The 19,201-nt window shown below is 49.4% G+C and carries 27 protein-coding genes; 13 read left to right on the forward strand and 14 right to left on the reverse strand.

Annotated elements, in window-relative coordinates; genetic code table 11:
• Positions 1-125: 125 nt before the first annotated feature.
• The 4 genes from WGC32_RS11210 to WGC32_RS11220 all read right to left on the reverse strand — a co-directional run bounded on the left by WGC32_RS11210 (position 126) and on the right by WGC32_RS11220 (position 1,961).
• Positions 126-767 (reverse strand): CatA-like O-acetyltransferase, encoded by a 642-nt coding sequence (locus tag WGC32_RS11210; protein WP_342682007.1) that lies wholly within the window; start codon positions 765-767, stop codon positions 126-128.
• 178 nt (positions 768-945) lie between these two features.
• The gene (locus WGC32_RS15130) at positions 946-1,107 is read right to left on the reverse strand and encodes a GNAT family N-acetyltransferase (protein ID WP_462933638.1); all 162 of its coding nucleotides are present in this window, start codon (positions 1,105-1,107) and stop codon (positions 946-948) included.
• Entirely contained in the window at positions 1,034-1,291 is a 258-nt protein-coding gene (locus tag WGC32_RS11215; protein ID WP_342682009.1) for a helix-turn-helix domain-containing protein, read from the reverse strand. The genes WGC32_RS15130 and WGC32_RS11215 overlap by 74 nt, the downstream gene beginning before the upstream one ends.
• A 19-nt stretch (positions 1,292-1,310) precedes the next feature.
• Positions 1,311-1,961 (reverse strand): GOLPH3/VPS74 family protein, encoded by a 651-nt coding sequence (locus tag WGC32_RS11220; RefSeq protein WP_342682011.1) that lies wholly within the window; start codon positions 1,959-1,961, stop codon positions 1,311-1,313.
• Positions 1,962-2,193: 232 nt separating this feature from the next.
• Between WGC32_RS11220 and WGC32_RS11225 the strand changes: the two genes are divergently transcribed.
• Positions 2,194-2,742, forward strand: a complete 549-nt coding sequence (locus tag WGC32_RS11225) for a helix-turn-helix domain-containing protein (protein ID WP_342682013.1) — start codon at positions 2,194-2,196, stop codon at positions 2,740-2,742.
• Positions 2,743-2,751: 9 nt separating this feature from the next.
• A complete protein-coding gene (locus tag WGC32_RS11230) occupies positions 2,752-3,177 on the forward strand; it encodes a lipoprotein (protein ID WP_342682014.1) in 426 nt (141 codons plus the stop codon).
• A gap of 375 nt (positions 3,178-3,552) precedes the next feature.
• Here the strand turns inward: WGC32_RS11230 and WGC32_RS11235 are convergent, their stop codons facing one another.
• The 6 genes from WGC32_RS11235 to WGC32_RS11260 form a co-directional block, all read right to left on the reverse strand.
• Positions 3,553-3,789 carry a helix-turn-helix domain-containing protein gene (locus WGC32_RS11235; RefSeq protein ID WP_342682015.1) on the reverse strand — a complete coding sequence of 79 codons (237 nt, stop codon included), beginning with the start codon at positions 3,787-3,789 and terminating at the stop codon, positions 3,553-3,555.
• Position 3,790: 1 nt separating this feature from the next.
• Positions 3,791-4,219, reverse strand: coding sequence for an RNA polymerase sigma factor (locus WGC32_RS11240; RefSeq protein ID WP_342682017.1), 429 nt, complete (start codon positions 4,217-4,219; stop codon positions 3,791-3,793).
• A gap of 482 nt (positions 4,220-4,701) precedes the next feature.
• On the reverse strand, positions 4,702-4,890 hold the full coding sequence (locus WGC32_RS11245) for a cysteine-rich KTR domain-containing protein (RefSeq protein WP_082402094.1): 189 nt from the start codon (positions 4,888-4,890) through the stop codon (positions 4,702-4,704).
• A gap of 9 nt (positions 4,891-4,899) precedes the next feature.
• Positions 4,900-5,544: an ABC-2 transporter permease gene (locus tag WGC32_RS11250; protein ID WP_342682019.1), complete on the reverse strand. Its 645-nt coding sequence runs from the start codon at positions 5,542-5,544 to the stop codon at positions 4,900-4,902.
• Positions 5,541-6,416 carry an ABC transporter ATP-binding protein gene (locus WGC32_RS11255; RefSeq protein ID WP_342682021.1) on the reverse strand — a complete coding sequence of 292 codons (876 nt, stop codon included), beginning with the start codon at positions 6,414-6,416 and terminating at the stop codon, positions 5,541-5,543. Before WGC32_RS11255 ends, WGC32_RS11250 begins: the two co-directional genes overlap by 4 nt.
• Positions 6,403-6,777 carry a GntR family transcriptional regulator gene (locus tag WGC32_RS11260; protein WP_054323360.1) on the reverse strand — a complete coding sequence of 125 codons (375 nt, stop codon included), beginning with the start codon at positions 6,775-6,777 and terminating at the stop codon, positions 6,403-6,405. The genes WGC32_RS11255 and WGC32_RS11260 overlap by 14 nt, the downstream gene beginning before the upstream one ends.
• A 301-nt stretch (positions 6,778-7,078) precedes the next feature.
• Between WGC32_RS11260 and WGC32_RS11265 the strand changes: the two genes are divergently transcribed.
• The 4 genes from WGC32_RS11265 to WGC32_RS11280 all read left to right on the forward strand — a co-directional run bounded on the left by WGC32_RS11265 (position 7,079) and on the right by WGC32_RS11280 (position 8,232).
• Positions 7,079-7,336 carry a hypothetical protein gene (locus WGC32_RS11265; RefSeq protein ID WP_342682025.1) on the forward strand — a complete coding sequence of 86 codons (258 nt, stop codon included), beginning with the start codon at positions 7,079-7,081 and terminating at the stop codon, positions 7,334-7,336.
• A 3-nt stretch (positions 7,337-7,339) separates the two neighbouring features.
• Positions 7,340-7,489, forward strand: coding sequence for a hypothetical protein (locus WGC32_RS11270; RefSeq protein WP_342682027.1), 150 nt, complete (start codon positions 7,340-7,342; stop codon positions 7,487-7,489).
• 103 nt (positions 7,490-7,592) lie between these two features.
• Complete coding sequence (locus WGC32_RS11275) at positions 7,593-7,943, forward strand: TnpV protein (protein ID WP_007885050.1); 351 nt, start codon at positions 7,593-7,595, stop codon at positions 7,941-7,943.
• Between the two features lie 13 nt (positions 7,944-7,956).
• Positions 7,957-8,232, forward strand: coding sequence for a DUF6809 family protein (locus WGC32_RS11280; RefSeq protein ID WP_118638039.1), 276 nt, complete (start codon positions 7,957-7,959; stop codon positions 8,230-8,232).
• 66 nt (positions 8,233-8,298) lie between these two features.
• On the opposite strand, the gene WGC32_RS11285 is transcribed toward WGC32_RS11280, so the two are convergent.
• Genes WGC32_RS11285 through WGC32_RS11300 form a run of 4 tightly spaced genes read right to left on the reverse strand, consistent with a single transcriptional unit; the run spans position 8,299 to position 11,804 of the window.
• Positions 8,299-9,327, reverse strand: a complete 1,029-nt coding sequence (locus WGC32_RS11285; RefSeq protein ID WP_342682032.1) for a virulence RhuM family protein — start codon at positions 9,325-9,327, stop codon at positions 8,299-8,301.
• Positions 9,324-9,974, reverse strand: a complete 651-nt coding sequence (gene catA / locus WGC32_RS11290; protein ID WP_118638037.1) for a type A chloramphenicol O-acetyltransferase — start codon at positions 9,972-9,974, stop codon at positions 9,324-9,326. The genes WGC32_RS11285 and catA overlap by 4 nt, the downstream gene beginning before the upstream one ends.
• Positions 9,975-10,019: 45 nt before the next feature.
• Entirely contained in the window at positions 10,020-10,925 is a 906-nt protein-coding gene (locus tag WGC32_RS11295; protein WP_118638035.1) for a recombination protein NinG, read from the reverse strand.
• A 15-nt stretch (positions 10,926-10,940) separates the two neighbouring features.
• Complete coding sequence (locus WGC32_RS11300) at positions 10,941-11,804, reverse strand: sigma-70 family RNA polymerase sigma factor (RefSeq protein ID WP_178227504.1); 864 nt, start codon at positions 11,802-11,804, stop codon at positions 10,941-10,943.
• 262 nt (positions 11,805-12,066) lie between these two features.
• Between WGC32_RS11300 and WGC32_RS11305 the strand changes: the two genes are divergently transcribed.
• The 7 genes from WGC32_RS11305 (at position 12,067) to mobQ (ending at position 19,185) form a co-directional block, all read left to right on the forward strand.
• Complete coding sequence (locus WGC32_RS11305) at positions 12,067-12,270, forward strand: transposon-encoded TnpW family protein (protein ID WP_007885061.1); 204 nt, start codon at positions 12,067-12,069, stop codon at positions 12,268-12,270.
• 1 nt (position 12,271) lies between these two features.
• Positions 12,272-14,191 (forward strand): recombinase family protein, encoded by a 1,920-nt coding sequence (locus WGC32_RS11310; RefSeq protein WP_342682040.1) that lies wholly within the window; start codon positions 12,272-12,274, stop codon positions 14,189-14,191.
• A 66-nt stretch (positions 14,192-14,257) separates the two neighbouring features.
• Positions 14,258-14,878 (forward strand): CHC2 zinc finger domain-containing protein, encoded by a 621-nt coding sequence (locus tag WGC32_RS11315; protein ID WP_342682042.1) that lies wholly within the window; start codon positions 14,258-14,260, stop codon positions 14,876-14,878.
• Positions 14,856-16,235, forward strand: coding sequence for a DNA primase family protein (locus WGC32_RS11320; protein WP_342682043.1), 1,380 nt, complete (start codon positions 14,856-14,858; stop codon positions 16,233-16,235). Before WGC32_RS11315 ends, WGC32_RS11320 begins: the two co-directional genes overlap by 23 nt.
• Positions 16,236-16,628: 393 nt before the next feature.
• Positions 16,629-16,838, forward strand: a complete 210-nt coding sequence (locus WGC32_RS11325; RefSeq protein WP_462933639.1) for an LLM class flavin-dependent oxidoreductase — start codon at positions 16,629-16,631, stop codon at positions 16,836-16,838.
• A 4-nt stretch (positions 16,839-16,842) separates the two neighbouring features.
• Complete coding sequence (locus WGC32_RS11330) at positions 16,843-17,049, forward strand: hypothetical protein (RefSeq protein ID WP_002595091.1); 207 nt, start codon at positions 16,843-16,845, stop codon at positions 17,047-17,049.
• Between the two features lie 429 nt (positions 17,050-17,478).
• Entirely contained in the window at positions 17,479-19,185 is a 1,707-nt protein-coding gene (gene mobQ, locus WGC32_RS11335; RefSeq protein ID WP_342682047.1) for a MobQ family relaxase, read from the forward strand.
• The last annotated feature ends 16 nt before the right edge of the window (positions 19,186-19,201 follow it).

Raw genomic sequence — 19,201 nt, forward strand, 5'->3', positions numbered from 1 at the left:
TGGTCTTGCTTATTCTGTGTCTTCACAAACTAAGAATATAGCAACGAGCGAGGTTTGGAAACCCTTTCGGGCTCCAAACCTCGCTCGTTTTTTTTGGATCATTTTGCAACGGGCCCTTCCTTTATTTAAGTAATTTGTGTCATCCAGTATTCTATATCGGAAAAGAATCTGCATAAATGGAATCCGTCTGCTGCAGCATGGTGAATATTCATGGAAAGCGGCATAAGGGTACGACCATCTGGGCTTTTACTATACTTTCCCCAGGTAATTACTGGAGCCAAATATGTACCGGAATCAAAAATGTGCATATCAAAATTTCTGTAATGAACCCACGGAAGACAAGATAGATCAAATACATTTGGTGGAATTTCTTTTAAATCAAAGCCCCGGTAATCCTTGTATTTTTCCTGATCAATTAAGAAATGCTGATAGAAAGTTTGAAAATCCGAATTATACTCCGTTACCAGTTTGACAAACTGTTCGTCTTGTTTATGGAAATGTGTATAATAGGGAGAAACATAATCCCAGATCCCCACATTACCCTGCTCATCATAACCCATCCTAAATTCTTCTCTACTGTTTACAGCAGAAGAGACAACCCACATCATAGTAGGATAAAATTTGTAATTTTTTTGATGGAGTCTGCAAAGAAAATCGGTAATATCCATATCAACCGTCAAACTCATTACACAGCGTACATCGTCAATAAAATGGCGGAATACATCCGCACGGTTCCATGTTTCCATATTTATTTTTTTAAAGTTCATGTCATTAGCCTCCTAAAATATTGCTTTATTTTAGAAGGCTTCATCCAGTCCGCGTTTCATATTCTCACTCCTTTCTTGTGCCCAAATATATACGGCTGTACATCTCCCAGCGTTCTCATTATAATAATGCTATCCTTTTTACATAGATCTTCGTCACTGAGTACTAAGATCATCCCGCTTATATATTAAAACCCATGGGAGTGTACCGTATGCAATCTGTCACCTGTTCCTTATCCAACTCATGAAACCCTAAATGGCGGTAAACATCAACCACATAATATCTCTCTGATTTCCGGAATTGTTTTTCCTTCTTCTCGCATTTTTTTGATGTATGCAACACGCTGTACCGCTTCTTCCCTTGGATACCGGCGTGTCAGCTTCTGTTCCTCCTGTTTGAAGGGAAGAAATCCCTCCTCAGTATAGAATTTCAGAGTACTGTACCGAGTTTCCGTCAGACGAACAAGCTCTCCTATCGTGACATATTCAGAAGCGAGAATGGCTTCCATACTTCTTTGTCTTGCCATCAACTTTCACCATCCTTTATCAGGTGGCTGCAACAATAATCAGACAAAGCAGCGAGTCAATATACTCAACCACTTTTTGAATCATCTCATTCTGCGGAGTGTTTTTGATTTCCTTCAAACGTTTTTTCAAGTCCTTCTTTTCATAGGCGGAGAAATATTTCTGCAGATCTCCGCTTTTATTAAGCAGTACTGTTAAGGCAACGATATCTTCAGACAATTCTCCGTCTTCCAGAAGTTCAGCACGAATGTTCTGGACAACGGAATCTACATCTGTTTCATTAGGAAAATAGATATCCTTACCACCGAAAAGTCCACCCTTTTCTTTTTTTACACAGCCTTGTTGCGCAAGAGATACCCCAATCGAATCAATTAACTCATCCATATGTTTATCCGTGAATGTCAATGAGAAATACTCGACAATCGCCTCGAATTTAACCGGTTGCTTTCTTTCGACAACCTCATAAACCGGACGCAGATATCCTTTTTCTTCCGGCAGCGTAGATTGTACCGTCAGTTTCTTGCCATCAAAAGCAAGAACATCCTCCATTAAAAGCTCCAACACACCTGCAGCAGACAGGCAGAGCGTTTTCTCAAGACCAAAAGCAGGCAGCTTTCCGTTTTTATTGAGTACGCAAAGCAAATATTGTTGGGTAATGGATAAGTTTTTCATATATACTCCTCCGTTCTCTATTTTCTGATTATAAAGTTTACTTACTACTTACCACTTACTACTTACGATATAAATATAACAAATAAAATATTTTTTGTCAAGAACAAAATACCCTCACTATGGTCGATTTTCTCTAATTTTTTTATTATCTCATTCAATGTTAATATCCGTTGCTTGATGCAACGCCCTGCTGTCGGTATAATAATATTATATTTCAGGAGGATTGAAGGAAATGTTACAGGAAAATATAAGAAATCTTCGGAAAGCAAAAGGATGGTCGCAGGAAGAACTAGCTATCAAACTAAATGTTGTTCGGCAAACTGTTTCTAAATGGGAAAAAGGCCTCTCTGTTCCCGATTCCCAAATGCTGATCCGAATTGCAGATGAGCTGGATACAACTGTGGCTATTCTTTTAGGTGAACTTACGGAGCAAAATGACCACTCTGCTCAAAATACGGAACTAAAAGAAATCGCGGCGAAATTGGAAATCTTAAATGAGCAATTTGCCAAGCGCAACGAAAGGCAGAGAAAAATATGGAGGACCGTTTTTATCATTCTTGGAGTTATTGTTGTTTTTGTCTTGTTCTATGAATTGGCTGGTATGCTCCATTATTGGACAGCCATAGATGCGATTCATGAAAATGTCTCATCTATCGGCGGATATGACGGTCCAACCAATATCTATATATCCAATGGATCCCTTAAAATAGGCGCGCTGATTGTAACGCTATTGGTGGCTGCCTTATCTATTATCGGCATTTATAAGACTCGCAGGAAATAAGGTGGTTAAATGAGAAAAATCGGTTTATTATTCGCAGTTCTGCTATTGTTCCTGACTGGATGCAACAACAGCCAAGTCCCAAAAATTGATGAGTATGACTGGGTTATGACTTCCGTGCAGAGCATGGATGCAGATGGACAGGCAATTGCTTTCGGAGAACGCGGAAGCAGCACATTATCATCTGCCAAACAAATAAATATGACCTGCAAGGCTGAAAACGGAAATTTAACCCTTGCTGATCAGACAAACAACAAAACCTATACAGGGACATATAAATTAACGCAATCCGATCCCAAGTCAAACATTTACGAAGTTGTTGTGGATGGAAAAGAAGGAATGGCCGTTGTAGCAATGACTTCCTATCACGATGGCAGTCAGGAGCCAACTTTTATCATAAACCTTGGGGATTATACCATAAATCTGTTTGCAGAATAAAAAGAAAGGCATTGCTTTGGTGAACGCCAATAAGGAAGTATCAAAGACGTACTAACTTAACGGCTGACAAACAGGGTTGCTAAATGAACCGGCGTGCTATTTCGTAAGGAAATGGCACGCCGGTTTTCTACGCATTTCAAACCGCATTTTCAAGGGAAGAATGGCAAGATACCTCCGGCTATCCAATCACTCCAGAAAGCCCCAGCAACATCAGGCTTTTCTGCCCTCTAAGTGCGTAGGCATAAACGTCATAATAGTAGCGGGCGCAAGTAGATTTCTGCTTGAGCCCGCTTGGTTACCACACAGCAAAGGCGGAGGAAGCCGTCAAGGGCGCGGAGCGTTCATCTCGACCCTTGACGGCTTCCTTTGACTTTGCTATTTCCTGACTACGATGGCATCCACCAATTTTGTCTGCAAGCGGTGCTTCATGTACTCATCAATACCGATGTGCGGTAGACCATCTTTGTCATAGAGCGTTCGCGTACAAATCTTGTTGATGTATCGGTCGTAATACCGCAATACGCGCTCCAATGCTAACGGATCACCGGCGCGGGCCGCTTCGATCACCTCCATTGGCAAAAGCACTCTGCCGTTAAAAGTTGGTTGCGTCATGTTAGTGCCTCACTCCTTTGGATTGCAAATCTTTTCGCAGTTCATTCAGTGTCTTTGTCCTGTGCCGCTGGACGGCACTGCGGGACATTCCTGCAATACCACCAATCTCACCATCTGTCAGCTCCAACGCACAATTCAGGATCAAAATAATTTTCTCCCGGTCCGGCAGACTGGCAAAGGCGTCGGCCACCAGCTCGTCCCGGATATGCAGGTTGCAGCCAAAGGCCGTAAACACAACGCTGTCGCTTGGGTATTCGTCCACCGTGCAGAGCTTGTCCATTTCATACTGTGACAAGGCACTGAACTCAATTTCCCGTTTTCGCTGGCGGCACAAATCTCGTAGATAAGTTTTGGCTTCGTTGCGGAGGACGGTTTTGCAGAAAGCGTCAAACCGGCAGCATTCTCCATAACTATCAGAGATATACTTCATCTTCTCACCCCCGATCTGCGGGAGAGTGAGAAGCCGGGGCCGGTTGTGCCGTCCCCTGTGTCCATGTTGCTGCGGTAGCTCCAGCCCGCACCGAAAGACCGCAGGAACCGACAAAATTTGCCCGGCAGGTCGTAGACCCACTGGGCGAAAATGAAAGCAATATGAAGTTTTCTTACATGGTATAGTTCATACTCGTGGTCGGAGCTGCCCCCTGCTGGGCATAGGCTTTTTTTAAGAAGTTATTTTGGTGAAAAGTAAGTCGTATCAGCATGGCGGCTCCCTCCGTGCCGCTGATCCTGCGCCGGGCAAGAGGAAAGCGGCAGCCTTGATTTCTCAAAACCGCCGCTGGAATTTGTAGAATGAGCGCACGAAATCAACCTGCCCCGCAACGGTTTTTTCTTTTCCCCCTCGGGCGGGGCAGGCTGTTATTGTTGGTTATAAAGTAAAACAGAGCCGATAGCATCCGAGGTTTTACCTCAGTGTTATCGGCTCTGCGTCTTAGCGTCTGGCTCTTTAATAACTGAAATATTTTGTTGTCGTACACTGATTAGCGTTTCCTGCTTACATTTCGGACAATACAGCGGAAACCGTTCAAGCACCGTGTCGTATCGAATACGCAGCCGTGTTTTACTGCCACACACGGGACACATAATCCATTGAGTTTCACCCATGCCAAACCCTCAAAACAAATCAATACTTGAAAAGATTTTTTTGGATACAAACATAGAGAAAAGCCAAAGTGCGCCCCCAATCACCCAGAGCACGATATACATTACACCGGGAACGGCAGAGAACGATTGGGTAACTGTTGCCGGTACTACGAGAGAATTAGCCACGCTCATAAGTACAGGGCCAGCAACGACCAGCAGCATTGCCAACAGCTTTGTTTTTTCATATCCGAATCGGTATTGAATGGGAAGGAATATGCCCATACAAATAACCTGAATCCAAAAAACAATGACAACAGACCGCACGAAATCAACAGCGGCAAGCTGGGGGATAACTTCCATTTCAATCCGGAATGCCACACAGCAATAAAGATAAATTAAAAAGTAGAGCAGATACTTTTCCTCTACGAGTTTCCCTCTGTTATAAGGAGTGGCACAAAGCAGCGCCGTTGCTTTAGGGTACATATTTTCCTTTTCGGAAACCGCAAGATTGAACGCAACAGAAGAAATAAAGACAGCTCCCGGAAGTGCAAACACTTCAAGCATTTGAGGTTGTTTCCAGACCAAGAGCACCGGCAGGCCCACCCCAATGAGAATAACCGCAGCCACATAGTTCTTTGCAATAATGCAATCCTTCTTCAACAGTTGTAAAATCATACGGGTTTACCCTCCTTCATGTGGGAAAGCATGATGTCCTCGACCGTCACTCGTTCAAATACAGCATCCGGGAATATCCTCCTTGCTTCTTCCACTTGGTTGGTAACTCCCGTAAAACCGTATTTCGTTTGCTCCACTTTCAAGAACAGCTTTTTGGTTTCGGCGGGCAACAGGCCCTTTCCTTTCACGAGCCGATGGGCTTCCAACAGCATATCTTTATCTTCCTCGAACAGAATTTTGCCGTTGTCGATCATCACCAGCATATCCGCAGCTTTATCCAAATCAGAAGTGTTGTGCGTGGAATAGAATACAGCCTTTCCGCCCTGATCCATGAATTCTTTCAAAATTTCAATGAATTGCTTTCTCACCAGAGGGTCAAGGCCACTTGTGGGTTCGTCCATAATCAGCAGCTCCGCATGGTGGGACAGCGCCAATGCCAATGAGAACTTCATTTTCATGCCACGAGAGAGAGAAGAAATGGTTTGATCGGGTCTAAGAGAAAAAGCATCTAAGTAATGCGTATATGCCCCGTTGTCCCAATGGGAGTAGGAAGAAGCAATCAAATTCTTCATCTGGGTCAAGGTTAATTCATCATAGAAGAATCCCTCGTCAAAGACAACTCCAATAGAATCCTTGAAAGATTTTTCTGTTTTTGATATGTCTTTACCCTTAAATTTTATGGTGCCCGCCTCATGTGAAATCAGGTGAAGAATGGAGCGTATGGTAGTGGTTTTTCCAGCGCCGTTTGCACCGATAAAACCCGTGATACAATCTTCATAAATTGAAAAGGATACTCCATTCAACTGAAAACCGGGATATGTCTTTTTAAGACCTTTCATCTCTAAAAGTGGTTGCATATTAGACCTCCTCATACAAAATATCCATCATCATGTTCAGTTCTTCTTTTGTGATTTTAAGTGATTTCGCTGTTTGAATCATATCCTGCATCTTCTGTTCAACAAGTCTGCGTTTGGAATCCCGCAACAACTCCAGATTGCTTGTTGATATGAAGGTTCCTATACCAACTTGGCTGGTTACAAATCCCTCTTGCTCCAGTTCTTCGTAAACCCGTCGTATTGTTAGAACGCTTACCGACAGGTCATTTGCAAAGGTGCGGATAGATGGAAGGGGATCGCCTTCTACCAGTTCCTCTTTCAAAATAGCATCTTTAATCTGATCTTTGATTTGCTGGTATAGGGGGGTATCAGAAGTATTTGAGATTACGATCTTCACAGGACTATCACCTCCTGTTCTAGTGTGATGTTCTATAATACCCACTATACACTATCATCACAATAAAGTCAATGACCTATATACTGCAAAATCATTTAGTTCGTTGAAAATGCTCATTTAGCGGGTAGTTTTCGCCCTTTCAAGTGTATTATTGGCGAAGCAAAAAACAAGGGTTTGGGAAGCTCCCAACAAGCAAAAATCTCCGCCCCGGCAGCAGGCCGGAAACAGAGATTTTGCAGAAGTGTAGCCACACTTCCTATGCTTGCTCTGTTGTGACTTTCCCAGAAAGGACGGGAACGGAATGGAAAAGAAACGAAACACCAAAGAGAGCGATTATCTCCCAAAACGAGGAAATCCGCTGCAAGAAACCGTCTGTTACAGGCTCGGCGGGACGGTCTATGAAGTACATACTTCCTGCGGCGGTACAGAACCGCTCTATGATAAAATGGTGAGGCTCATTCGCTCGGAAGCCATTGCCTCATTTGCTGACAAAGAGGACAAACCGCAGTATAATAAAGGCAGCAACCTGTTTGTCGGGCGTTCATTACAGGAGGAATGAACCATGACAGCAAACACCAATTATCTCGACAACATTACCGCTTTATACGCCCGCCTGTCCCAAGAGGACGCGCTGGACGGCGAGAGCAACAGTATTGCCAATCATGATGTAATGTATAGAGGGTGGATTACACCAAAAAACATTACATCATGACTGGCGGCTCATTTGTGGCGAATGAAAAGACAGTTATGATAAAGGAGGGATGCCCTCAAACCTACCGTAACTGTCAACCACATTCTCACGAAAGGAGCCTTGTATGGAACTGACTTACACCCAATGCGGCGACTATCTCATTCCCAACCTTGTGTTAGCAGACACCAAAGAGTACCATATCGGGAAATATGGCCGGATGCGCCGTGCCTACTTAAAAGAACATCGGCCCATTCTGTATACCGATCTCATTGTCACTGAAAAGCTGCTTCCCCACTTGGAGGAAATCGACATCGCCTGCCGGGAGCGGCTGGAAATCATTGAAAAATCCATGATGCAGCAAGAGGGCGTCACAGAAGCCCTGAAAGCTGCCGACCAGATGGCATGGGTGCGCTCCATGAACTCCATCCACAACAGAGCCGAGGAAATTGTCCTGGCTGAGCTGGTCTACTGTTGAGGGAGGGAACACCATGATTTTAGAAGCCATGTATAATGGAGAGTTTTATCCCTGTGAAACAGTCGTACCCACGTCCCCGGAATACCACAAGGCGATCCAAACCTGTGCAGCGTTGATGGAGCAGTTATCCCAGCGGCTCAGCAAAGAGGACTATGCGCTGGTGGAGGAACTCCGGGCGCAGAACGCTATCGCCCAGTGCGAGGAAAGTGAAAGCCATTTCAAGTATGGATTTTCGGCGGGGTTGATTGTCCAGCAGGAAGCCCATGAACAGCTGCAAAACAAGAAATAAGCGATGGCCCAAAAAGCCCACGCAGCCGGAAAGAGAACCGGAGGCGTGGGCTTTCTGTGTATACGGTTATTCTGTCTGATCAGCCGAAGTCTCTGCAACCAGTCGGTCAAAGTCGCTCTGATAGGTCCGATCCTGCAATACCCGGAACTTTTCAAACTCTTTCTCGGCAAAGGCTTTGGCAATGGCAGCGGTCACCTTGCCTTTATCATGCAGAATATCTTCCTCGTTGAACTGTAAAAATGCGTCAAGCCGCGTGACCCAATCGGCCATATACATGACATTTCCCCGGCGGGCCTGCCGTTCCGCATAGTCCAGATACATGGTGACGATCTCGTTCAGGTTTCGCATTTCCGTTTCGTTCAGATAGTTTTTGGCAACGGTGACATCCGATTTACGGATGCGGCCTTTGGGGGCGTTTTTCCATGTGGTCAGGCCCATGTTGGGCTTGGTGCTGTCGGCACGGCCATATACGATCTCAGCGGCGGTATGATGGGTGACCGCATAGTGGAGCTTGTTCTGCACCGTGGCGAAAAACTCCTTTGTAATAGGGCTTTCCACATCGTAGTCGGCGCTGCACTGGGAATAGATGTCCGTGATTTTCTGGTAAAATCTTCTCTCGCTGGCCCGGATGTCCCGGATACGCTCCAGCTGTTCCTCGAAATAATCCTTTCCGAAAAAGTTCTCCGGCTCCCGCAGCCGTGCGTCATCCATCACATAACCTTTGATGATGAACTCTTTCAACACTCTGTTTGCCCAAATGCGGAACATGGTCGCCTTTTTGGAGTTCACACGATACCCCACAGCGATAATGGCATCCAGATTGTAATAGTTGGTCTGATACCGTTTCCCGTCCGCCGCAGTTGTTTCCATTTTGGAAACAACTGAATCCTCGCTCAGTTCGCCGGATTCAAAGATATTTTTCAGATGCTTGGAAATGGCCGCTTTCTGTACCTCGAACAGCTCTGCCATTTTTGCCTGTGTTAGCCAGAGGTTTTCCTGAAAGAGCAGGATTTCCACCCGCACTTCTCCGTTTTCGGTCTTGTAAAAGAGGATTTCTCTGGTTTCATACGGGGTCAGTCCCTGTTCCTCGCTCATTCTTCGTCACCTCCATGGTTTGGTAAACTTTTGATTACTTCCTGTAATTCATTGATAAAACGGCAGGTATGAAATCCATCGCATACCGCATGGTGTACCTGAATAGATAACGGAATCCAATATTTTCCGTTTTCTTCATAGTATCGTCCAAACGTAAAAATGGGAAGCAGATAGCCATATCCCTTTTGTAAATTCAGATTAAATCCTTCAAAGGTCGTCCATGGAATCATGGAGACCGGGAAAGTATTCACAGGCGGATTTGGCTTTGCCATCATGCCCTTGTTTTCACCGTATTGCTGCATATCCTTTTCATACTGCTTGCAGAACTCCGTATAATCACCGATATACTTGGTCCAGATATTTGAAAACATCTCCGTGTCCTTATGGAAAATTGTATAGCACGGCATCATTTCACTAAATATCCCGATTTGCCCTTCATCGTCCACAGCCATACGGAATTCTTCGTGCCGGTTAACTACTGTTGAAACGGCATACAAAAGGGTGGGATACAATTTTGCTTTACCGGTTTTAATCGTAGTAATATCCAGCTTTACGGTCATGCTATATGTGCAAGGCACAGATTCAAAATAATGCGTAAAGTACGCTTTTCTTTTCCATCTTTTCAGATCAATCAAACGAAATTCCATAATTTTCTCCTAATCATACATATCCAAATAGCCGTTGCAGATGATTTATATGTTGTTGTTCTTTCCCCGGCTCTTGTAGACATTGTACTGGTTCTTGCACCGTGGGCTGCAAAAGGCGGCGTTGGACCGGCTGCCCAGGAACACCTTCTGGCAGTGCTTGCACAGGCGCAGGGGCTGGTCACTGTCCACCAGCATGAAGCTGAACATCATCTGGATGCCCAACAGCAGGGAGTGAAAATCCCAGTAAATGGTGGGCTTATCCAGCAGCTCAATGTGGTAGCTGGGGGCGATCCCGCCGAACGCAGCCATGGCCTTGCGGTGCAGCCCCCGTTCGTCCTCGCCCATGAAAGCATAGTCATTGTAGTAGAAAAAGGCGGTGGTCAGCGTAAAGGCCCAGTCTTTGAACTGCTGGGCAACCCAGTCGTAAGGTTCCGCATATTCCCGTTGGAAGCTCATATTTTTGGCCATCGGCTCATCCATGAAGGTCATGGTCAGAGCGATCATGGTCCGGTCTCCGGACACATTCCACGTGGATTCAATGCCTTTCTTCACCACGTCCAGCTGGTCGAAGGGGTAAAACAGGGACAGGTATTTGTCTGTCGCCATGGATTCTTCCTTGATAAAGTGGTTTTTCGGCAGGTACACCGCCTCATAATCCATAAAGGACGGCGTGGTGGGCAGGGCGGTCATCAGCCCCAGCAGGCCGTACCGGGTGATAAACTCCATTACCGCCTTTTCTACTTCTGCTTCCGGCTTGCGCCCCATCATCAGCATCCCCACATTCAGCGCATCCAGCACAATGTTGGGGACCTCTTTCAGCGGATTGTAGACATCCGGCTTTGCATTCTTGCCGGGGGTGATGTACCGTTTGCCATCTTCCGCTGCTTTCAGCTCATAGTGATCGTACCGCACCCAATGGGAACGGGACTGTTCAAATAAATTTTTCATCATACACGCCCTTTCTCCTTAATCGTCCCAATTATCAGGGGCGGTTTTCTTTTTTCTGCGCTTGGTCTTGTTTTCCCGCCGGATCACGGCGTCCTTGCCCTGTTTTCTTGCGATTTTCGAGTATTCCTCCAAAAATTGGCGTTCCCGCAAGGTCAGGCTGCCGCCATGCTCCTGCTTGCCGCACAGATGGTCATACATCCGGCGCTGCAATTTCTTGTGGATGGTCTTTCGCAGCTTGCGGATATTGCGGTCAGACTGCCCACGCACAGCGGCAAGCCGGGTGGTGCTGTACAGCCGCAAAGAGAGAAAATATAGAACTTCCTTGTGTTCCTCGCTCAGTTCCTCCACCATGCGGGAAATAAAGGGATCAGCGGTCAGGTTGTGCATCTCATAGGGGCAGTCAAACAGGATGTCCAGAAAGTTCCCGGCCATCAGCTGCCGGTATGCGGGGGTGTTCATCCAGCGGGGAATGAGCTTTGGTTCCGGCACCGCCTGATATTCCAGCGGCACATCCCCACGGAGGTTTTCGTGGTCCCGTTCCCGGCGCTCCCGGTTCCGGTCCAGCTTGTTCCATTCCTCCACCACGGCCCGGAAATCCTTCTCCGTGCGTGCTGCTTCCTCCAGCCGCCGTATGGCCTCGGCCCGCATCTCCCGTTTGAGCCGTTTATCACTGACCGGGGCAGCTTCTTCCTCCTCGTCCTCCAGCTCCGCTTCATAGTCGATGGGATGCTCGTCCTGCTCCAGCTCGCTTTCCAGCTCGGCCAGACGTTCTTCCGCAAGCGCCTGTTCCAGCGTTTCTTCCGCCCCTACGCCTGTCCCATCGTCCCATCCGGTGAAGCCACCCTCGGTATCCAGAAGCTCGTCATCAGACAGATACGCCATGACCCCACCTCTTTTCAAAAAAATATTTTATGATTTTTCAAAAATGGTTCCGTTTTGCACCCCGGATTTCTCCTATTAGTGAAAGGGTAATCTAAAAACAAGTTACTTGGGTTACAACGACTCGTTCACACTGGAGAAAGGGGGCTTTCGCCATGTTCAGGCTTGACACAAAAAAGAAGTAACACAATCGCAGATTACAAATAGAGGAACCATAACAACAGTATACACCGGATGCGCCGAAAGCGCAAGAAAGAGAGGTCCTATGGCAGATAAAAACGCCGTGTTTCTGACCCGGCACATTGGCAACACCACCTATAAAGTTCGTGTCTACCTCAGCGAAACCGCCGAGGAAACGATGGAAGATAAAATTTTGCGGCTGATCCGCAACGACGGGCTGGCAAACCAGCCGGAATGTGGTATAATGGAACTGCCACAAATGAGCCGTCCGTCTGAAAGGAGCGCCTGATATGGCAAACAGACAGACGGAAGAAAAAATCACTGCGCTTTATGAGCGCCTGTCCCGTGACGATGACCTCACGGGTGATTCGAACTCCATTCTGAACCAAAAACGGTATCTCGAAAGCTATGCAGCACAGCGGGGCTACACCAATATCGTCCACTACACTGACGATGGGTGGTCCGGCGGCAACTTTGACCGTCCCGCATGGAAGCGCCTTGTGGCTGACATCGAGGCGGGCAAGGTGGCCCACCTGCTGTGTAAGGACCTAAGTCGGATCGGCAGAAACTACCTGCAAACCGGCTTTTACACCGAGGTGATGTTCCGGCAGAATGGGGTTCATTTTGTTGCTGTCGCCAATAACATTGACAGCGAGGAACAGGACAGCGGCGAGTTTGCCCCCTTTCTTAATATCATGAACGAATGGTATCTGCGTGACCAGTCCAAAAAGGTTTCGGCAGCATACCGTGTCAAGGGCAAGGCGGGCAAGCCAACCACCAACAACGCCATCTATGGCTACAAAAAAGACCCAGAGGACAAGGACCACTGGCTGGTGGACGAGGAAGCCGCCGCCGTGGTGCGGCGGATCTTCCGGCTTGCGGTGGAGGGGCACGGCCCCCATGAGATTGCCAAGATACTCACACAGGAAAAGGTGGAGTGCCCCGCCTATTATCTGGCTCGCAACGGCAGAGGCAGCCGTAAGAACACCGTGGACACCAGCCGCCCCTATGACTGGTACGGCTTCACGGTCAGTTCTATGCTGATCAAGCCGGAGTATATGGGGCACACCGTGAATTTCCGTTCCTCCAAAAAGTCCTACCGGGATAAGCGGGTAAAAAATGACCCGTCCGACTGGCTGATTTTTGAGAACACCCACGAGGCCATCGTTGACCCGGAAACCTGGCAGCTGGCCCAGCAGGTGAAACGGACGGTGCGCCGGACAGATACCACCGGCGTCGCCAATCCCCTGACCGGCCTTGTGTTCTGTGCCGACTGCGGAGCCAAGATGTATAACCACCGGGGCAAACGCAAAAAGAATGGGCGGGAGTATGGAACCGACTTCTCTAACTGCTCCACCTACACCCTGACCTTTGAGAGAGAAACCCAGATGTGTTTTTCCCACACCGTCAGCACCAAGGCCCTGAACGCCCTGATTCTGGAAACCATCCGCACTACCGCCAGCTATGCTATCCAGAACAAGGAGGAGTTTATTCAGAAAGTTCGCAGCATTTCACAGGTTCGCCAGCAGGAAGCGGCCAAGGAGCTGAAACGCAAGGTCGCCAAGGAGCGCAAGCGCAGCGCCGAGCTGGATGTGCTGATTAAAAAACTGTATGAAACCTATGCCATGGGCAAACTGGAGGAAAAACGGTTCGAGCTGCTGTGTGCCGAGTATGAAAAGGAACAGGCCGAGCTGGAACAACTGCTTGCCTCCGAGCAGGCACAGCTGGACCAGTTTCACGAGGACACCGACCGTGCCAGCCACTTTCTGGCGCTGGCACAGAAATATACAGATTTCACCGAGCTGACCGCACCCATGATTCATGAATTTGTGGAGAAAATTCTGGTCCATGCCCCGGACAGAAGCACCGGGGAACGGGTGCAGGAAATCGAGATTTATCTGAACTTTATCGGGAAGTTTGAAGTGCCCATGCCCGAACCCACCGAGGAAGAACTGGCTGCGGAGGAAATGCGCCGCCAGAAGCGCATCCGTGACCATGAAAAGTATCTGCGCCAGAAGGAGCGTAAACAGAAGATTGCCGAGGGGCTCATCGTTCCGGGTGAACCGTACCAGCTGGTATGCCAGTGCTGCGGAGAGCCGTTCCAGTCTGTCCGCCCCAACGCTAAATTTTGCAAACCCGCCTGCCGGGAGAAATTCTACCGGCAGGAAAAGCGGAAAGCCAAGGAAATGGAAACATCACAAACTGCATAAAGACTGCGGCCTGCCCAAACAAACCGGGCAGGCCGTTTTTTTATGCCCTGAAACGGAGGGATTTTTATGACACTCTTTGAACTGGTAAAACAGAATATTTGTGTGCCGGATGCAGCGGAACACTATGGGCTGCAAGTCAACCGAAACGGGATGTGCAGCTGTCCGTTCCATGAGGATCAACACCCCAGCATGAAGCTGAATGAACGATATTTTTACTGCTTCGGCTGCGGGGCCACCGGCGATGTGATCGACCTTGTGGCAAGGCTGTTTGGCCTGAGCAGTTACGAGGCAGTGCAGAAGCTGGCACAGGATTTTGGGATTGACCCGGACAAGCCCCCTGCGGCGGCTGCCCTGCCCAAACCGGAGCGTCCTCTGCTGAAAGCATACCGGCAGGAGGAAGTGCGCTGTCTGCGGGTGCTGTGTGATTATCTGCATCTTCTGGAAAGCTGGAAGGTGCAGTACGCACCCAAGACGCCGGAAGATGCTCTGGATGACCGGTTTGTGGAAGCCTGCCAGATGCTGGACTACGTGGAGTATCTGGCGGATTTGCTGATTGCCGCCGAGCTGGAACAGCGGGTAAAAATCGTAGAAATGCTGAACAAGGACGGTCTGATTGCCGGTTTGGAGGAACGGCTGAACAGGCTGAAAAAGGAGGATAGTGCCCATGAAAAACAAAGCGCAGCTTGACGGGATGCCCGTCTGGTTCGATGGCAAAAGCATCAACGAAGCCCTGTTTTGTGAGGAGTTCTTGCAGACGCATAAGATCATCTTCACAAACGGGGCTTTTTTCACGCCCGAAGGCCGTGTGACCGATGAACTGCCCCTGCGGGGAGAAATTTTTGAGGAGCTGAAATGCTGTGCGGTCAGCAACATTCCCCGCAAAATCAGCAACATTGTGGAGCTGATGAAACTGGCGGCGCTGGTGGAGGATTTTCCCCCGGAGCCGGATCGGATTCATCTTTCCAACGGCACACTTTTTCTGAACGGAACCTTTGCAAAGGGAAAGCCGAAAATTGTCCGAAACCGCTTCCCCGTGGCCTACAACCCCAACGCTCCGAAACCTGTCCTCTGGCTGCAATTTCTGGATGGTCTGCTCTACCCGGAGGACATCCCCACCTTGCAGGAATATATCGGCTACTGCCTGATTCCCAGCAACAAGGGACAAAGGATGATGGTCATTAAGGGCAGCGGCGGCGAGGGAAAGTCGCAAATCGGCGCTGTGCTGGGAACTTTGTTCGGTTCCAACATGAAGGATGGCAGCATCGGGAAAATATCCGAGAACCGGTTTGCCCGTGCCGATTTGGAACATATCCTCCTGTGCGTGGATGATGATATGCGGATGGAGGCCCTGCGCCAGACCAACTATGTAAAATCCATTGTTACCGCCCAGGGCAAGATGGACCTGGAGCGCAAGGGCAAGCAGAGCTATCAGGGATGGATGTGCGCCCGGCTGCTGGCCTTCTCCAACGGAGATTTGCAGGCCCTGTTTGACCGGAGCGACGGCTTTTACCGCCGCCAACTGGTGCTGACTACAAAGGAAAAGCCTGCTGGCCGTGTGGATGATCCCGATCTGGCCGAGAAGATGAAAGCCGAGGTAGAGGGCATTCTGCTGTGGGCTTTTGAGGGGTTGCAGCGGCTGGCCGCCAACAACTTCAAATTCACCGAAAGTGACCGCACCAGAGAAAACCGGGAGGCAGTCAAACGGGACAACAACAATGTCTATGATTTTCTGGATTCTGACGGATATGTTCGCCTGAAAGCCGATCTATCTGCCAGTTCCAAAGAACTGTATGAGGCATACCAGATTTACTGCACCGAAAACAACCTGCCTGCCCTGAAACCCCGCAGCTTCAGCGAAGCCCTGATCGCCTGCCAGAGCCGCTATAATCTGGAATACTGCAACAATGTGACCAACGCAGCCGGACGGCGGGTGCGTGGATTTCTGGGGATTGAGGTACTGGTGAGAAATCATATATCAGTGTTTTCCGGTGATTCGATGCGTACGTACGTACCGGAAGATGTGCCGGAAGAATGGCGGCGCTGAACCGTGTACGTACGTACGCTTTGATTGACCCTTGTTCTCCCTTTTATAGCAATTCGGCGGCTATGGCAGTCAGAATCACCGGTCAAATCCCTATGTTAAATCAAGGCAAGTGGGAAACGAAAAGTATTTGACGGTTGGAAGAAATCATTTTGTGAAACCGTGATTCTCGCCCCGGTGAACCGGGTGCATGGAATCATGGAAAAATGCACGGTTTCAAGCCAAGTCACACGAAACGGAAAAGTCGGAAGGTGCGACCTATGGGCAGGACATCACACCGGCAATTCTGAACGGATTTGTTGACGAGAGAATTTTTCACGACACAGTGAAGCGGTTATGCCAGAGGGCGTACCGGCTTCGCTTTTTTATCAAGTAAATTTAGGAGGATTTTTTATGATGACGGTACGCAACGAGATTAAGGCACAGATCGTCCGGGCGGGATACACCATGCAGGAGGTAGTTGACCGGCTCCATGAGGAATACGGCTGGTCGGACAGCGTTTCCAACCTGTCCGCCAAGCTCCAGCGGGAATCTATCCGCTACAAGGAGATTGTGGAGCTGGCCGATGTGCTGGGCTATGACCTGATCTGGCAGAAACGGAGGTAAATCTATGACAAGTGAAGAAAAGAAACTGTTGCAGGCAAAGCACCGCTTGGAGGAAGCCCAGGCACGGGACCGGGTGAAGGAGCGAAAAGCCCGGACAAGGCGGCTCATTCAGGAGGGCGCTGTACTGGAAAAAGTGTTGCCGGAAGTACAGGCGGTAGGGCTTGATAATCTGGAAGAATACCTGCGGCGAAAGCTGACAGGACACGATTGAAAACGGCTGGGAGGTCTCCGGGAAACCGGGGGCCTTCCTCTTTTTTATCCCGAAGGGCGCACTTACTCACCACCTGCTAAAGCAGGCGGTGGTAGCCCTCCCGTTGGTCGGGCACGTGCGCTCTCCGAGGGGGATTGCGGCTCCTGCGGGAGCCGCTGGACAAGGCTGCATTTCTGCCAAACTGCCAGCCTTGTCCATGCAGTCGGCGCAGGGGTTTCCGTTTTGGAAGCCCCTGTTCATGGGGTGGTATATTGCCCCCCCATCCCGCCGCCTGCCTGTGTCAACCTGCCACCGGCAGCTTGACACAGATACAGGGGTGGAACGAATCGTTCCACCCCTGCTGGTGGTGCGTCGTATTTCACGACGCACTGAGCGAAAACAAGGGTGCCCTGTTTCGGGGCACCCCTTTCAGAAAGGACAAGGTGATTTATGGCGATTTATCATTTGGAGGCCAAGATGGTCAGCCGTGGAGCCGGACGCTCCGCCGTAGCTGCTGCGGCCTATCTGAGCTGTTCCCGGATGCTCAACGAGTATGACGGGGTGCAGCACGACTACACCCGCAAACAGGGCCTTGGGTGGCGGCAGGTTTTTCTGCCAGCCACCGCCCCCGCAGAGTGGCAGGATCGGGAAACCCTGTGGAACGCCGTGGAGGAAACCGAAACCGCAAAGGACAGCCGCCTCGCCCGTGAATTTGTGGCGGCGCTGCCCATAGAACTGAGCCGGGAGGAACAAATCCGGCTCCTGCAAGATTTCATCAAGGAGCAATTTGTGGCAGACGGAATGTGCGCTGATGCTGCCATCCATGACCCATATCCTCCCGGACACAATCCCCATGCCCATATCCTGCTGACGGTGCGCCCGCTGGATGAAAAGGGAAAATGGCAGTACAAGACTGAGAAAGAATATCTCTGCGTCAAAGACGGCGAGGAACGGGGCTTTACCGCCGCCGAGTTCAAGCAGGCGCAGGCCGACGGCTGGGAGAAACAGTACCAGTACAAAGTGGGCAAAAAGAAGGTGTATATGTCCCCGTCCGCAGCGCAGGCGCAGGGCTATGAACGGGTGTCCAAGTACCCCAAAAGCACCAAATTTGGCAGACAGAACCCCATCACGGAACGCTGGAACAGCGATGAGCAACTTGTTCTGTGGCGGGCTGCATGGGCGGATGTGGCAAACCGCTATCTGGAGCGCACCGGGCACGAAGAACGCATCGACCACCGCAGCCATGCCGAGCGTGGGCTGCTGGAGCAGCCTACGGTCCATGAGGGTGTGGTTGCCAGAGCCATGGAGAAAAAGGGCATTATCTCTGACCGGTGCGAGCTGAACCGGCAGATCAAGGCGGACAATGCCCTGCTCCGGGAGCTGAGGGGACAGGTCAAAAAGCTGGCGCAGACGGTCAAAAATACCATCCCGGCGCTTGCCGAGGCCATGGAGAACCTGCGTAAAAATCTGCTGCTATTCTGCTATCAGATGGGGTATCTCCGCAAAGGCAAAGAACGCCTGAACGCTTCGCTGAATACGCTGCGTCCTGCCCTCACACAGTACAATCAGCTTGCAAAAGACATCCGGAATAAGGCGAAAGAGCGCCGCAGTCTGCTTTCCGAGAAAAAGGCGCTCTCTGCTGTCCATGTGTTCCGGCACCGTGAACTTGCGACTAAGATAACGGCACTGACAGAGGATTTGGAGGAACTGCGTTCTGAAAAGAATCTGCTTCTGGCCTCGCTGGCATATACCGAGGAAGATGCCGCCGATAAATTTCCCAAAGACATTGTAGCTATGGAACAGAGCCTAAAACGGTTGGAAGAACAGGAACAGAAATATTCTGCCGAGCTGGACGCTGCCCTGAACGAGTATGCTGGGCTTCGGGAGCAGGCCCAGGGCTTTGACCTGGTGCAGCTCTACGAAACAAAACAGTCCATCCGCCCCGGCAAGGAGCAGGAAGCGGAGCACCAGGTACAGCAGGTTTACGTTGAGAAGTACAGCCCACTTCTGATGTTTGACAGTAAAAAGGCGGTGTCCCGGATGCTGGACGAGGATGCAGAGCGGCTGGCCGTGCGGAGAATGGTGCGCCAGACGCAGAAGGAGCAGCAGATTTCCAACAAGGGAAAGCGCAAGAATCAAGGACGAGATGTGAGATAAAAAGCTCTTTCTATCT

The sequence above is a fragment of the Zongyangia acetica genome (assembly GCF_038739695.1).
In the GTDB taxonomy this organism is placed as follows: domain Bacteria; phylum Bacillota; class Clostridia; order Oscillospirales; family Ruminococcaceae; genus Zongyangia; species Zongyangia gallinarum.